This window comes from Neiella holothuriorum, from assembly GCF_019457915.1.
GTDB classification, from domain to species: Bacteria; Pseudomonadota; Gammaproteobacteria; order Enterobacterales; family Neiellaceae; genus Neiella; species Neiella holothuriorum.
This window is the reverse complement of the sequence record NZ_JAHZSS010000007.1, coordinates 159,613-173,366: the sequence shown is the minus strand read 5'-3', so window position 1 is coordinate 173,366 and position 13,754 is coordinate 159,613. Positions and strand designations below refer to the sequence as shown.

Sequence of the window (13,754 nt, the reverse complement as noted above, 5' to 3'; positions counted from 1 at the left end):
TCCCGTTCGTCTAGAGGCCTAGGACTCCGCCCTTTCACGGCGGCAACAGGGGTTCGAATCCCCTACGGGATACCATTTTCCATTAGGAAAGTTCTTCGTATCTGAACTGAATCGATGCGTTTGGGCCAGCGCTTGCTCTGGCAGGCGTAAAAGGTCGCACTACTTGTGTGTCCCGTTCGTCTAGAGGCCTAGGACTCCGCCCTTTCACGGCGGCAACAGGGGTTCGAATCCCCTACGGGATACCATTCTTTCCGGGGCTATAGCTCAGCTGGGAGAGCGCTTGCATGGCATGCAAGAGGTCCGCGGTTCGATCCCGCGTAGCTCCACCAAACTCTCTTAGTTTTCAACACTCCTTATTCCAACTAACTTAATTTTGTTTGCTCTGATTCCGTCAGTGGCTGCACTGCAATTACTTTGGCAAATTTCCGCTTCGGACATAAAAAAAACCAGAACTTTCGTTCTGGTTTTTTTGTTTCTATTACAACTCGCGTTGATAAAAGCGTTAGGCTTGAGGCACGGTCACTGCAAGCTTGTTGGCCAGATCACGTACTTCTACGTGGCCGGTCTGTCGGTTGCGAATGAAGTTAGCCGTATTCACAGCGCCAGCTTCAGCTGCAAAGGTGCCAATATCATCGCCGTTGCATACTACGTTGTTGGCGACGGTGTTCATTTTCAGTCGATACGACGCGACTGTGCGTTTGAATTTATGGACGCGGTCAAGTTGACTGGTGCGGCAAATATCAATTAACGCATTTTCTACATAAGAGTCCATTGCAGCGGTTGAGGTTGCTGCAGAGCTCAATCCGATTGCCGCTGCCGCGACAGTTAAACATACCTTGTTCATTTTAATCTCCAGCTTTCTGGTTGGGTGCAGACACCAATTAGTAAAGCTCAGATTCTTTTAAATGACTGTTGCCACTTGTAACAGAAATACATTAGAAATATGGGTATATTGCATGCAACTATGTTAAATGTGTCTATACTCAGCAAGCTAGCTAATTCAGCTATCTATCGATAAGAATTCTCGAATACACGCCTGCTTACCTAGATTTACAATTGGTTACATTTTGACCACCCAAAACCCCGAATTAATTGTCTTGAGTCATTGTTCTAGACTTGATTTTTTCTTGCTGGATGGTATTGAGAAAAAGTTGGCATGAGCAAGTTGTACAAACAACAGTTGCCGAAGTGGGAAATTTCTAGGCTAGCGAACTCAACGTGCAAATTATTTGCTGAGCGCGATCTTGATTCGTAAGGTCAAACAGTAAAACGTAAAGCCACCTTTCAGCATTCGGTGGCTTTATCGTTTTGGCCGAGCAACAACAAGTCGCATGGCGTTAGTTTTTGGCGATTAGATCGTCTTGGTCCCGATACTCACCTAAATACGCAGCTGTTTCATGAGAATTATGGCTCGCCGCAAACTCGGATATTGGCATGCCATTACAAACCACTTTATTGGCTACATCATCGGCATCTAATCGGTAGCTTTCCATGGTTTGTTGTAATTTCCATACTGGGTCGTTTTTAGCTGAATAACAGACATCCTCTAGCGCCTTTTCAATGAAAGGGTCCATGCTTGCGTTAGCACCGGTGGCAATCATTAGGCTTGTTACTGCTGCTGTAAGGGTTAATTTTTTTATCATCACAAAGCTCTCCATAAATCTGTGTAGGGGGTTTTTATGTCCACGCAGAGCAGTGTAGAGAAGCAATTGTTATTTTGGGTTGCAGTAAAATGACCGAATATTTCACTGAAATATGAGTATGTTGTATGCAATCTCTAAAACTATTGGCAGGTCATTGAGATAGCCAACAGCAGGCTGGTTTAGAAACAATAAAACTGTGTTTTTTAGCCTGCAATATTCATAACTAGTTACATTTAGGGGGCCTTTTTGAGCTTGCTTGCCCCTATCTGTTGACGTAATAAGTGCTTATGTAGCCACGGCTCAATGAGATCCGCTATTAGTGGTTGTGCGTTTACATTGGGGTGGAGCCCATCGGCTTGCATCAGAGTTTGTTCAACAGCTACGGTTTCCAGAAAAAAAGGTAATAGTTCGATATTTAATTCGGTGGCCAAATCGCGGTAAATTTGGCTAAACGCTTTGCTATATCGTGGGCCGTAGTTGGGCGGGATCATCATTTCAGCAAGAATCACTTGTGCGCCTTGTTGTTGACTTAACTCAACCATACGCTGGAGATTCTGTTTAGTGGCTGATAGCTGATAACCGCGCAAGCCATCGTTGGCGCCAAGCTCAAGTAGTACCAAGCTCGGTTGGTGCGCTGCTAACGCCGCCGGCATTCGAGCTAAGCCGCCTTGTGTGGTCTCGCCACTAACACTTGCGTTGACGATGGTCCAAGGCTGGTCCTGCTGCCAACGTTGAGCAATTAGGCTTGGCCAAGCTTGTTCTGGCTCCATACCATAACCGGCGCTTAAACTATCGCCGTAGATCAGTACTGTTTGGGCATGACCTGCAGTAACAACAAATAAAAAACAAAAAAAGAGATGTTTCCACATGACCAAGCAAACTCCAGATTATGTATTGCACGCCGATGGGATCAGCAAGCTGGTTGCGACCCGCGATCATCAGCTGACCATACTTCAATCGACGCACTTGAAAGTCAAGTCAGGCACAACAGCGAGTGTCGTGGGCGCATCGGGTTCAGGTAAATCAACATTACTCAGTTTACTAGCCGGGCTAGATCGGCCAAGCGATGGCCAGATGACCTTATTAGGCCAACGTATCGATCAACTAAATGAAGATGAACGTGCTGCGGTTCGTGCCGGTCAGGTTGGCTTTGTCTTTCAGTCATTTATGTTGCTCCCTGCGCTTACCGCAATTGAGAATGCCATGCTGCCTGCTGAACTTCAGGGATTGGCTGATGCGCGCGAACGCGCCATGCACTGGCTCGACAAAGTGGGCCTTGCTGATCGCGCGGGCCACAAACCGTCGGAGCTGTCCGGTGGTGAGCAGCAGCGGGTGGCGATTGCTCGTGCGTTTGTCACGTCGCCGAAACTGGTTTTTGCCGATGAGCCAACCGGCAACCTCGATAGTCAAACGGGGGAAGCCATCAATCAACTGTTGTTTGACACTCACGCAGAGCTGAAAACCACGCTGATCCTTGTGACTCACGACAACGAACTGGCACGCCAATGCCAATTTCAATACCGCATGCAAGCTGGTGTGCTGGCGGAGATCACACCATGATGATGCTTAGAGCGGTTTGGCAACATTGGCGGCAAACGGAAACTTGGCTGCTATTTAGCTCGGTACTGTTAGCCATATTTGCCTGTTATAGCCTCACCTCTGTGGGCGTTTTAATGCAGCAATCACTGGTTCGAACGAGTGCTGAGTTGATGGGGGCCGATCGCATTCTTAGTGCTACTCGTCCAGCCGAGGCCGACTGGATCGCCCACGCAGAGCAGCACCAATTGCGTATCAGTGAGCAATGGAGCTTCAATTCCATGGTGTTTGCTGGTGAAGGACTTGATGCGCCAATGCAATTGGTCTCGACCAAAGCCGTTGATGACAATTACCCTGCCAAGGGCGAGCTCCGCGCCGCGACCGAACAGGGTCAAATATCTAGTTTGCCAAACTCTGGTGAGGTATATGCCGATCAACGCTTGCGTGACTTGTTGCAGATCGAACTCGGTGACAGCCTTGAAGTAGGTGCTGCTAAATTCAAACTATCTGGCTGGTTGCTACAAGAGCCAGATACCGGTTTTAGCCTGTTTGGTAACTTGCCTTCTTTGCTCATTCGCTTAGAAGATGTAGCGGCAACTGAAATTGTTCAACCAGGCTCACGTTTACGGTACCGCTATTTACTAACCGGCAATGAGCAAGCGTTGAGTGAATATGATGAATGGATTAAGCCGCAATTGAGCGAGATTTATCGCTATCGCGGTGTGACGGATGATGATTTTGCGTTATCTAAATCGCTCAAACGCTCGGATACTTTTCTACGCTTAGCCGGCCTATTAACGGTGCTACTCACGCTTGCGGCAATGGCGGTGATCTGTCGCCGCTTTACCGAGCGGCAGCGCCGTGAAGTTGCTTTGCTCAAAGCCTTTGGTCAAAGCCGGAAGCACCTCATTCGCCGTTATGCGGCACTTATGACGAGCGTGTTGGCCTCGGCTACGGTCATCGGTATTGCGTGCTCTTACGGAGCTTTGTGGGTGCTAGCCGATCAAGTCAAAGCCGTGATGCCGCACTTACAAAATGAACTGGTTCTCAGTGCCGCTTTGTTGAGTGTTATTGCCGCCTGTGGCGGTTGCTTACTGTTTTGTTGGCGCCCGTTCCAACAGCTACTTGCAACGCCATCTAGTGCTCTCATTCAAGGCAATGCTCAACTTGATGAACAAGTCAGTTGGCGCTGGCGGTTACTACAAGGCATTGCTGTTTTTGGCCTGCTGTTAAGTTTTGCTAAGGATTGGGAGCTGGCAGGCCTATTGGCGCTAGTTGGTGTCGTGAGCTTGGTGCTTGTCGCATTGGCCAGTATGGGGTTAATCGCCGGTCTCAATCGTGTCAGCCAAGGTCAGCAACTCAGTTGGCGACTGGCAGTGCGCAATGTACAGCGGCGGATGACTGAAAATCGTTTACTATTAGCGGGTTTCACGCTGGCTAGCTTAATGGTCATGAGCATTTTTTATGTACGTGGAGACTTGCTCAATCAATGGCGTGAGCAATTACCCTCCGGTGCCGCCAACCGGTTCGCACTCAATATTCAACAACATCAACAGCAAGCTTTTGACGATTGGCTGGTGTCCCACGGGATTGAAACCAGCTACATGTACCCGATTGTGCGCGGCCGCTTATCGGCAATTAATGGCGAGCCAGTGCAACAGTTGGTGAGTAAAGAGAATGACAACGCCCGCCGCGGTATTCGCCGCGAGTTGAGTCTCACCATGCGACCCGAGTTACCCGAGGGGAACGAGCTGAGTGAAGGCACGTTTTTAACTGGCCCAGGTGAGGTTTCAATTGAAACGCGCTTGGCAGACCGGCTCGACGTCAACCTCGGCGATGTACTAACGTTCGATATGGCGGGTATCGCTGCAACAGCTACCGTCACCAGTTTACGAAAAGTGGATTGGAACAGCATGCGGCCCAACTTCTACATGATTTTGTCTGACGACGTGTTAGCGCCGTTTGCGGCGAGTTACTTGGCCAGCTTCCATCTGACTAAAGATCAAACCAGCTTAGCGGCAGACTTGGTGCGGCAATTTCCAAATGTGACCCTGCTCGACGTGGATGAAGCTATCAGTCGTGTTGAATCGGTCATCAAGCAATCGACCTTAGCGATGACCGTTGTGTTGGTACTGGTAACGGTTGCCGCTGCGTTATTACTTATTGCCCAGATCCGTGCCGGTATGGATGCGCGGCAACAAGAGTTGATCACCATGCAAACCATGGGCGCAAGGCGCAAGGTATTGGTGCGTAGTACCTTGTTTGAGTTTCTGGTATTAGGTTTGATTGCGGGCGGTGTGGCCGTGATTGCCACTGAACTGCTGTTGGCTGGGTTGTTTGTTTGGCTATTTAACTTGTCAGCACAAGCTCATTTTAGTTTATGGCTAATCGGGCCTGGATTTGCCGCCATTATTATTACGGCGGTAGGGTGGCAGCAATGTCGACAGTTGTTACGCGAAGGCGCGTTGACCCGGTTGCGGCAACAGATCAGTGGCGGCTAAATCGCTCAGACTTTTGGCTCATCAAGCAGCTGATGTAGGGCTGAACTAAGATCTGGGTATTGGAAGTTAAAACCCGCATCAAGTAAGCGCGTTGGCTTAACGCGCTGACCCTCTATCAGTAACTGCGCCATTTCACCGAGCGCCAGTTTGAGCAGTAGCGCTGGCGTAAATAAGAAATGTGGGCGGTTGAGTGTGGCAGCCAGCTGTCGGCTGAATTCTGCATTGGTTGCCGGTTGAGGAGCGGTGGCATTGTAAATGCCGTGGGCATCGGCTGAATCCAATAAGAACAACAACAGCTGCACCATGTCATCAATGTGAATCCAGCTCATGTATTGCTGCCCTGAGCCGATTGGGCCGCCTAGACCCAAACGGTAAGGTGGCAACATCTTTTTCAGAGCGCCAAATTGTGGCGCTAACACCAGTCCGGTGCGAACGATACACACTCGAGTCAGTTGAGCAACGCGCAGTGCGTTTTGTTCCCACTGGAAACAAACCTGATGGGCAAAATCCTGCTGCAGTGTTTTTTCATCGATGGGCGTGTGTTCATCAACCCAGTTATTGCCTTGGTTGCCATAAAAGCCGATAGCCGATCCGCTAATGAACACGGGCGGGTTGGCGCAGTTTTCAAGGGTGTTGGCGAGTTGCTCCGTTAATTGCCAGCGGCTGTCGCAAATCTTGCGCTTTTGGCTTTGACTCCAGCGCTTCTCTGCAATGGGCTCGCCCGCCAAGTTAAACACCGCATCAATATTGTTGAGCTCGCTGGCCGACGGTAGATGATCAATCACATTAACCTTAGGCCCGAGCAGAACTGACGCTGCCTTTGTATTGCGCGATAACACCGTGATCTCAGCGCCACGTTGATGGAGGGCGCGAATCAAATGTCGACCAATAAAACCTGTGCCACCGGTGATTAACACTCGCATGTTTTGAACGCCTTTTAGCTTTTTTGGTAACTCAGGCTCATTGATACCGAATCGGCAAATCGCAACGCATGGGGCTTGTCAATTTCGACCTGTGCTGAGATCACCCAAGCATGCTCTGTTGCGATGGCGAGTACGTCGGCCGTGAGTTTTTCCAGTAACGAAAAACGATTGGATTCCACGAGTTTGATAATTCGTTTGGTAATGGTGCGGTAATTGAGCGCGTCGTCCATGTTGTCCGACTCCGTTGCGCTGTCGGCTGGATAATTGATGACGACGTTAACGACCACATCTTGCTTGTTGGCGATTTCATCGTCATTGATACCGATGTAAGTCCGCAGGCGTAAGTTTTTAATTCGTATGGTCGCAATAGCACCTTGCATAAAAAATCCTTGTGAGTGAAGTGAGGTTGCAGCCGCCGAGCTTGTTAGCCACTGGACTGCGTTATGACTGATCGAGTTTGCTGATGGTGCGGCGCAATTCGTATCCTTCATCCGTTACGATTTTTTCTAGCACTTGGATCCGTTTTTTAAGACTAACAATCGTATCTTGTTCGAGGAGGCTTAATTGGCGCTCAAGGGCTTCTATTTTCGGCCCATCTTTATATTTCATACGCTTGTCGATTAAACGAAGAATGCCTCCGCCAATGACCACCGTCACCACAATTAGAAAAACCAGCGTTGTACCAGACATAACAGACTCCTTGTTCGCGTTAATTGGCTATAACCTAGCATAATCAATGCATCAGAAATAACCCGTGTTAACATCTGCTAAACATTCTGTGAATAGATGGTTACTAGCTAAATCCTTTCTTAATCAAAGCTTCGTTGCACTGGAATGACGGGGTGGCTTGAGTATACTGAGCCATCAATTTTCATCTTCTACTTTGGCTCGAACGTTATTGAGCCTAACTGTTATGAGGCTCAATATCATGAATAGTCAGCAACAGAATCGAATCAATCGGAGCGGTCGACGACTGGTTACATTGCTGAGCGTTGCTGCCTTGAGTCTGTTACAAGCCTGTTCACCGCCAGAAAAGCTTGAGCAGCTTCAGGTTGAGTTTCCGCAACCCGAGCAAATGAAAGTAGATGTGCAGTCGGATCAGCGAGCTTATCAATTCAGCTTGCCTGCCGAACAATTGAATACACCAGCTGAATTACAAGCTTCGCTGGCATCTTTGCCTGACGAGCTGCGCGCCGAGGTTCTGGCCATGCTAGAGCACGTTGAGGCGCCGCCGCCAGCGCCAATTCCTGGCAAGCTGAGCCGCAGTGTTGATGCGCTCGATCACTTGCTCAAATCCTTAGGCAAAGACCTTAACGAATTACAGCAAGATTTGGCTGAAAATACCGATGAGTACCAGCGTAAGCTGGAACAAAATATGGGCCAACTGAATGACGAAGCCGTGGCGTTAGCTAAGCAAGCAGAGCAGCACACCAGTGAATTCTTGGGCAAAATGAAGCATGAGTATGTCAACCACATTGCCGAGATGATTAAAGACGGTGAGCTTACGCCGGAACAAATCGAACAGCTCGAACAAGCGATCGCCACCCATCGACAACAACAGCCTTAATGGCGCCTGCTCGTTAACTGCAGACTAATCGAATTATTGTGAAATTTTCTATGACGCAACACCTTTGCCGCTTAGTAAAAGCGGCTGCCTTAATGGTTTTTTTGAGTGTGGGAACAGCCTTTTCCGCACAGGAGCAACTCGATCCCGAAGTCACAACGCACCGCGAGAAAAAGCAAGGAGTTGTTGGTGACAAGCAGATGGTTGTGACGGCGAATCCACACGCCTCAGCGGCAGCAATGACCATACTGAATGCCGGAGGTTCAGCGATTGATGCTGCTATTGCAGCACAATTGGTGCTGACGCTCGTTGAGCCGCAATCCAGTGGTATTGGCGGTGGCGCGTTCATGTTGTTCTTTGACGCTGAAGGCGATCGATTATTGTCGTTTGATGGTCGAGAAACTGCGCCCGCAGCGGCAAAACCAAATCGCTTTTTGAAGCCTGACGGTCAGCCCATGGGATGGCTAAATGCGTTGGTCGGAGGTCGTTCGGTAGGTGTGCCTGGTGTGGTCGCGATGATGGCGCAAGCTCATGAGCAAGGTGGGCAGTTACCGTGGAAAACATTATTCGAGCCGGCCATTGAGCTAGCCAGCAATGGCTTTGAGGTGTCGCCTCGGTTGGCTGGTTTATTAGCAAAACGACATAACCCAGGGTTGGCTAAGTTAGAGCCGGCTGCTAGCTATTTTTACCCCGAAGGTAAGCCGCTTCAAGCGGGCCAATTACTAGTGAATAAACCGCTAGCCAATACCTTGACCATTCTTGCCAATGAAGGTCATCGAGCGTTTTATGAAGGCCCAATGGCTGATCGCCTTGCCGCAACCGTACAGTCGGCAGCGCAAAATCCAGGCGACTTAACGTCAGATGATTTGGCCAACTACCAGCCGTTATTGCGTGAACCCTTGTGTGCGCCTTACCGAGGCTACCGAATATGCTCTATGGCGCCGCCTAGCTCTGGCGGAATCGCAGTCGCACAAACATTGTTATTGCTTAATGATTCGCCGATGGCGGATATGGCTTCTCTGTCGATTCCGGCGGTACATCGTTTTGCTCAAGCTTCCAAATTAGCTTTCGCCGATCGTGGTCATTACATTGGCGATCCTGACTTTGTGCGCGTGCCCATTGATGGTTTGCTCGATGAAGCTTATCTAGCCGAGCGTCGCGCACTCATCGACCCGAAAAAGAACATGGCCAAAGCGGTTCATGGCGCGGTAGAAGATGCCAGGCGCGGCGATGATGAATCACCGGAATTACCGAGCACCTCGCACATGAGTATTGTTGATCGCCAAGGCAACGCGGTGTCGATGACCAGTAGCATTGAAATGGCTTTTGGTAGCGGCCTAATGGTGAACGGTTTCTTACTCAATAACCAACTGACGGACTTTTCTTTTTCGCCGGCTAAAAATGGTGTGTTGGTGGCCAATTCAGTGTTGGCAGGCAAACGACCGCGCAGCTCTATGGCACCGGTCATGGTATTTGATGACAACGATGATCTCTATCTAGTCGTTGGCTCGCCAGGTGGCAGCCGCATTATCAATTATGTGTCACAGGTGCTGATCGCGGTGATTGATGGTGACTTGGATATACAGCAGGCCATTAACTTACCGCGAGTCTCTCATCGGAACGATTATTTAGCGTTGGAAACGGGCAATTGGCCTGAGCAAACCATCGAGACTTTTGAAGACATGGGTTATAAGGTCAAAGTTCGTGATCTGAACTCGGGCTTGCATGGTATTCAGCGGGTTAAAAATGGCTGGTTAGGCGGCGCAGATCCGCGCCGCGAAGGTGTAGCGGTAGCGAACTAAGTTTAGCCGTTGGTGGCAAAAGGATCCGGATCGATGCTATCAACCACCCAGCTTTCGGCAAATTGCTGAGACAGGTGAACCACGCGTACATCCATGATCGTGCTGCGACCCTGCACGGATTTAAAATGCAGTTCGACCCACACATCTTCGTCAAGACGACGAAAGAAGTCGGCGCTACTATCTTTGACTTCAATTTCCGGATTGCTCATTTCCATGCCAACAATATGGCGCTTCACTGCGTCTAAGTTGCGGTAATGGCCAAGTAATTCGGCAAGCTCTGGGCCTGCTAGGCTTTTCGCCTTTTCAACATCACCATCGACATAAATCGCATGAAAGAACGCGACCGCAATGTCTTCCGGATCTTGTTTGGGGTTTTCTTCCTGGCAGGCACAAAGCGACAGTACGGCAAGAAAAGTGATTAACAGTCGAATGAGCATGTAATGATTCTCAATAAGGTGAATTGGCTGAACCTTACCGAGCTACGATTGGCTTTTCAATAGTTGCGGTAATTGGTCGAGCCACAATTAATCCTTGTTTAATCATGGCACAATTGACAAATAGTGATAGGTGGACGAATCGCTTATCGGGTTGCTCAAACTTAAACTGACCCATTAAAACGATAGCGCGGGAGAGCGAACCAGTGGACTTAGCATTTGTTGATTTAGAAACAACGGGCGGCGTAGCTCAGCGAGATCGCATCACTGAAATCGCGGTGATTCGAGTGCGCGAAGGCCTCGAAGTCAGCCGCTGGTCAAGTCTAATCAACCCACAACAAAAGCTGTCTCCTTTTATTCAACGTTTAACGGGGCTGACGGATGCCCAGCTTGCGCAAGCGCCATTGTTTGCCGACATTGCCTCCGAGATTGAACACCAGCTCAATGATGCCGTGTTCGTGGCTCATAACGCGCGCTTTGATTATGGTTTTTTAAAGAATGAATTTCGCCGTATTCAGCGGCCATGGCAAGCTCGGAACTTATGTACCGTTAAGCTTTCTCGTTCGCTATATCCTGAGTTTCGCAAGCACGGCCTCGATCAACTGATCCAGCGGCACCATTTAACTTGCGAATCGAGACACCGAGCAATGGGCGATGCCGCTGCCACCGTTGCTTTTTACCAACATGCGATGGCTGAGTTTGGTGAGCAAACGGTAAATGACGCCGTACATCGACTCATCTTACGACCTACCATGCCGCCAAATTTGCCGCCAGATGCATTGGACGGGTTACCGACTAGCCCCGGCGTCTATCGATTTTGGGGCGAAGACGGGGCGCTGCTTTACGTGGGCAAAAGCGTCAACATTTATCAGCGAGTGAGCAGTCACTTTCAGGACGATCACCGTCTGCATAAGTCACAACAATTATCACAGCAAGTCTATCGTATTGATTACACCCAAACCGCCGGTGATTTAGGGGCGCAATTACTTGAGCTGCAGGAAATCAAACAACGGCAACCGATCCATAATCGCCGGAGCCGGGCGGCAAAAGAGTTAAAAACCATTCGTTTGCAAGACAACGGCCACGGTTATTTGATTGCCAGCATTGAAGAAGACATCGATATGGCGCAGTTACCGCAGCACTTTGGCTTATTCAAAACGCGCAAAGAAGCCGAAAAAGCGCTCGCCGGACTAACGCGTACATACCAGTTATGCAATGCGCTAATGGGGCTGGAAACTGCAACTGGACCGTGTTTTGGCCGCCAAATTGAACAGTGCAAAGGCGCCTGTGAACAACAAGAAGACTGCGCCAGTTATAACGCCCGAGTGAACCTTGCGTTGCAGGGCTTGAAGTTAAAAAGCTGGCCGTGGGATGGACCCATTGGTATTCGAGAGAAAGACGATTTTACCGGCATAGAGCAGTTTCATGTGGTTTGGCAGTGGTGTCATTTAGTTACCGTCAGTGATGAGCAAAGCTTTTATGACTGGCAAACTCAGCAGCAACCGGCACTTACATTTGAGCGCGACAGCTACCAATTACTGCAACGCTACCTCTTTAGTGGCAAAACTAAGCCGGACGTTGTGTTGTTACCCGCGTGGCCAGACGCATCCGGAGATTAGCGGCTGATTTGACCGATAATTGTTCAGCTTGACAGCGGCGCTAAACAAATTTGGTTCATCGCCCTGATCTTTTATCGTAATGGCGCATAAAATGCTTTATACATATGGGCTTCGGTTATATTCATGGTTCTCTTCGTGTCACAGAGCATTCCAACTTCATCTCAAGTAAAAGTTGCTGTAATTGGCGGTGGTGTTGCTGGTTCAACGATTGCGCTGCGCTTGTCTGAATTGGGCATCAAAACCACCTTATTTGAAAAAGGCCCGAGCTTGGTCAACGGCCCGCCGATGTGTCATTTACATGCGGGTGGCAATCTCTATCGCGATATTTCTGATGAGCAATGCTTCACGTTGTTGCAGCAGTCCATCGATACACTCAAAGTCTTTCGCCACTGTGTTGATTGGCGTCCTACCGTTATTGCGCTGCCTACGACCGATAAAAGCACGCCAGCGGCTTTGCTGCCTCGGCTATATAAGCTTCAACAACGTTACCGAGAATTGGTTGCAGACGATGAAACCAATGAAGTGTTGGGAAGCCCTGAGCATTATTTTCGACCTTATGAGCGTGAACAACTCGAAGCGCTTGCGAAGCGGCCAACACCTAAGGTTGCGCAAGGCTTCGATGATTGGCTGATCCCAGTGGCTAAAACTGTCAATTTGGACACGCTGCAATTCCCTGTGTTTTTAGTGCAGGAATATGGTCTTAGTGCTTTTCGCTTTGCCGCCGCGGCAACCTTAGCCATGAAATCTATTGCTGATTGTGAACTGCGCCTAAATCACCAAATTGTTGCGATCACCGACACCAGTGGCGCACTTGCACCAAGTGGATCGCTGGAAACAAATGATGCACTCGCAACAAATAGTACACCGGCTACAAATGGAGCCGTCTCAAAGCGATGGCAGCTGAGCTACAAAGACTCCGCTGGCGCATTGAACCTGTTTGATTGCGATTACGTGGTCAATGCTTGCGGTTTTAGAAGTGGCGAAATCGATGATTTGTTGAATCTGCCGCGCCAGCGATTAGTTGAATTTAAAGCTGCTTATGTCGCGCATTGGCCAGATACGTTTGGGCAATGGCCGGAAGTGATTATTCATGGCGAACGCGGCACGCCACAAGGCATGGCACAGCTAACCCCATACCCAAATGGATTTTTCCAACTGCATGGGATGACGCACGACATTACCTTATTCGAAGGAGGCTTGGTGGCTAGTCATGCCACTAGTGCACAGCCTAAGCTCTCAACCCGATTTTTGAACAAAATTGAACACCAATGGCCAGAGCAAGAAGTCGCCAGCCGAACACAAGCGGCGGTTAATCACGCCTCGCAGTTCTTTCCTGCATTTGCCAACGCCAAGGTCGCCGCTAAACCGTTATATGGTGCACAGCAAATACCTGGTACTGATCCTGGCTTGCGCGCTGCGGATGTGTCGTTTTGCAGTGACGGTTATGCCCGCGCAGAGATCGTTAAAGCATCGTCAGCGCTCGCCGCTTCTGATGCCATTTTAGGCGACCTCAAACGGCTTGGTTTAACGCAACACTTGCACGTAGAAGCCGTCAACAGCTCGCATTACTTTCCTGCGACGAAAAGCTTAACGCAACAAGGCGTTGTTCAACTGGCGCTGAAAATTGCGGCACAACGTGATTATTCAGAAGCACTGGCTGAGCCGATTCAATCGGCGCATACGGGGTAGGTTCGCCAGCTTGACGAGCAGAGCTATGACGCTGAGTAGAAGC

13 protein-coding genes and 2 tRNA genes are annotated in these 13,754 nt (G+C 49.5%); 8 read left to right on the top strand and 7 right to left on the bottom strand.

Features of this window, described 5'->3' with window-relative positions; all coding sequences use genetic code 11:
* The first annotated feature begins 169 nt into the window (after positions 1 to 169).
* Positions 170 to 245, top strand: a tRNA-Glu gene (locus tag K0504_RS08210).
* A gap of 8 nt (positions 246 to 253) precedes the next feature.
* Positions 254 to 329, top strand: a tRNA-Ala gene (locus K0504_RS08205).
* A 173-nt stretch (positions 330 to 502) separates the two neighbouring features.
* Here the strand turns inward: K0504_RS08205 and K0504_RS08200 are convergent.
* The 3 genes from K0504_RS08200 to K0504_RS08190 form a co-directional block, all read right to left on the bottom strand.
* Complete coding sequence (locus tag K0504_RS08200) at positions 503 to 844, bottom strand: DUF3718 domain-containing protein (protein WP_220103697.1); 342 nt, start codon at positions 842 to 844, stop codon at positions 503 to 505.
* A gap of 493 nt (positions 845 to 1,337) precedes the next feature.
* Positions 1,338 to 1,643, bottom strand: a complete 306-nt coding sequence (locus tag K0504_RS08195; RefSeq protein WP_220103696.1) for a DUF3718 domain-containing protein — start codon at positions 1,641 to 1,643, stop codon at positions 1,338 to 1,340.
* Between the two features lie 233 nt (positions 1,644 to 1,876).
* Positions 1,877 to 2,512 (bottom strand): arylesterase, encoded by a 636-nt coding sequence (locus K0504_RS08190; RefSeq protein WP_220103695.1) that lies wholly within the window; start codon positions 2,510 to 2,512, stop codon positions 1,877 to 1,879.
* On the opposite strand from K0504_RS08190, the gene K0504_RS08185 reads away from it, so the two are divergent.
* Positions 2,511 to 3,203: an ABC transporter ATP-binding protein gene (locus K0504_RS08185; protein ID WP_220103694.1), complete on the top strand. Its 693-nt coding sequence runs from the start codon at positions 2,511 to 2,513 to the stop codon at positions 3,201 to 3,203. The two genes, K0504_RS08190 and K0504_RS08185, sit on opposite strands and share 2 nt — an antisense overlap.
* On the top strand, positions 3,200 to 5,680 hold the full coding sequence (locus tag K0504_RS08180; protein WP_220103693.1) for an ABC transporter permease: 2,481 nt from the start codon (positions 3,200 to 3,202) through the stop codon (positions 5,678 to 5,680). The genes K0504_RS08185 and K0504_RS08180 overlap by 4 nt, the downstream gene beginning before the upstream one ends.
* Before the next feature lie 5 nt (positions 5,681 to 5,685).
* Here K0504_RS08180 and K0504_RS08175 read toward each other — a convergent pair whose 3' ends face one another.
* The 3 genes from K0504_RS08175 to K0504_RS08165 form a co-directional block, all read right to left on the bottom strand.
* A complete protein-coding gene (locus K0504_RS08175; protein WP_220103692.1) occupies positions 5,686 to 6,603 on the bottom strand; it encodes a TIGR01777 family oxidoreductase in 918 nt (305 codons plus the stop codon).
* Between the two features lie 14 nt (positions 6,604 to 6,617).
* Positions 6,618 to 6,983, bottom strand: coding sequence for a dihydroneopterin triphosphate 2'-epimerase (gene folX, locus K0504_RS08170; protein ID WP_220103691.1), 366 nt, complete (start codon positions 6,981 to 6,983; stop codon positions 6,618 to 6,620).
* A 61-nt stretch (positions 6,984 to 7,044) separates the two neighbouring features.
* Positions 7,045 to 7,293 carry a hypothetical protein gene (locus K0504_RS08165; protein ID WP_220103690.1) on the bottom strand — a complete coding sequence of 83 codons (249 nt, stop codon included), beginning with the start codon at positions 7,291 to 7,293 and terminating at the stop codon, positions 7,045 to 7,047.
* A gap of 238 nt (positions 7,294 to 7,531) precedes the next feature.
* Here K0504_RS08165 and K0504_RS08160 point away from each other — a divergent pair, with 238 nt between their 5' ends.
* Positions 7,532 to 8,170 (top strand): hypothetical protein, encoded by a 639-nt coding sequence (locus K0504_RS08160; protein WP_220103689.1) that lies wholly within the window; start codon positions 7,532 to 7,534, stop codon positions 8,168 to 8,170.
* A gap of 50 nt (positions 8,171 to 8,220) precedes the next feature.
* Positions 8,221 to 9,969 carry a gamma-glutamyltransferase gene (gene ggt, locus K0504_RS08155; RefSeq protein WP_220103688.1) on the top strand — a complete coding sequence of 583 codons (1,749 nt, stop codon included), beginning with the start codon at positions 8,221 to 8,223 and terminating at the stop codon, positions 9,967 to 9,969.
* A 2-nt stretch (positions 9,970 to 9,971) separates the two neighbouring features.
* On the opposite strand, the gene K0504_RS08150 is transcribed toward ggt, so the two are convergent.
* Entirely contained in the window at positions 9,972 to 10,406 is a 435-nt protein-coding gene (locus K0504_RS08150; protein WP_220103687.1) for a hypothetical protein, read from the bottom strand.
* Positions 10,407 to 10,609: 203 nt separating this feature from the next.
* Between K0504_RS08150 and K0504_RS18560 the strand changes: the two genes are divergently transcribed.
* Together K0504_RS18560 and K0504_RS08140 are read left to right on the top strand one after the other, a co-directional pair.
* Positions 10,610 to 12,022: an exonuclease domain-containing protein gene (locus tag K0504_RS18560; protein WP_220103686.1), complete on the top strand. Its 1,413-nt coding sequence runs from the start codon at positions 10,610 to 10,612 to the stop codon at positions 12,020 to 12,022.
* Positions 12,023 to 12,157: 135 nt separating this feature from the next.
* Positions 12,158 to 13,711, top strand: coding sequence for an FAD-dependent oxidoreductase (locus K0504_RS08140; RefSeq protein ID WP_318837952.1), 1,554 nt, complete (start codon positions 12,158 to 12,160; stop codon positions 13,709 to 13,711).
* Positions 13,712 to 13,754: the final 43 nt, after the last annotated feature.

What these genes read in the sequence shown, in the direction of transcription:
- K0504_RS08200 (WP_220103697.1), bottom strand. Translation starts at nt 844, where the DNA reads ATGAACAAGGTATGTTTAACTGTCGCGGCAGCGGCAATCGGATTGAGC.
- K0504_RS08195 (WP_220103696.1), bottom strand. Translation starts at nt 1,643, where the DNA reads ATGATAAAAAAATTAACCCTTACAGCAGCAGTAACAAGCCTAATGATT.
- K0504_RS08185 (WP_220103694.1), top strand. Translation starts at nt 2,511, where the DNA reads ATGACCAAGCAAACTCCAGATTATGTATTGCACGCCGATGGGATCAGC.
- K0504_RS08190 (WP_220103695.1), bottom strand. Translation starts at nt 2,512, where the DNA reads ATGTGGAAACATCTCTTTTTTTGTTTTTTATTTGTTGTTACTGCAGGT.
- K0504_RS08180 (WP_220103693.1), top strand. Translation starts at nt 3,200, where the DNA reads ATGATGATGCTTAGAGCGGTTTGGCAACATTGGCGGCAAACGGAAACT.
- K0504_RS08175 (WP_220103692.1), bottom strand. Translation starts at nt 6,603, where the DNA reads ATGCGAGTGTTAATCACCGGTGGCACAGGTTTTATTGGTCGACATTTG.
- folX (WP_220103691.1), bottom strand. Translation starts at nt 6,983, where the DNA reads ATGCAAGGTGCTATTGCGACCATACGAATTAAAAACTTACGCCTGCGG.
- K0504_RS08165 (WP_220103690.1), bottom strand. Translation starts at nt 7,293, where the DNA reads ATGTCTGGTACAACGCTGGTTTTTCTAATTGTGGTGACGGTGGTCATT.
- K0504_RS08160 (WP_220103689.1), top strand. Translation starts at nt 7,532, where the DNA reads ATGAATAGTCAGCAACAGAATCGAATCAATCGGAGCGGTCGACGACTG.
- ggt (WP_220103688.1), top strand. Translation starts at nt 8,221, where the DNA reads ATGACGCAACACCTTTGCCGCTTAGTAAAAGCGGCTGCCTTAATGGTT.
- K0504_RS08150 (WP_220103687.1), bottom strand. Translation starts at nt 10,406, where the DNA reads ATGCTCATTCGACTGTTAATCACTTTTCTTGCCGTACTGTCGCTTTGT.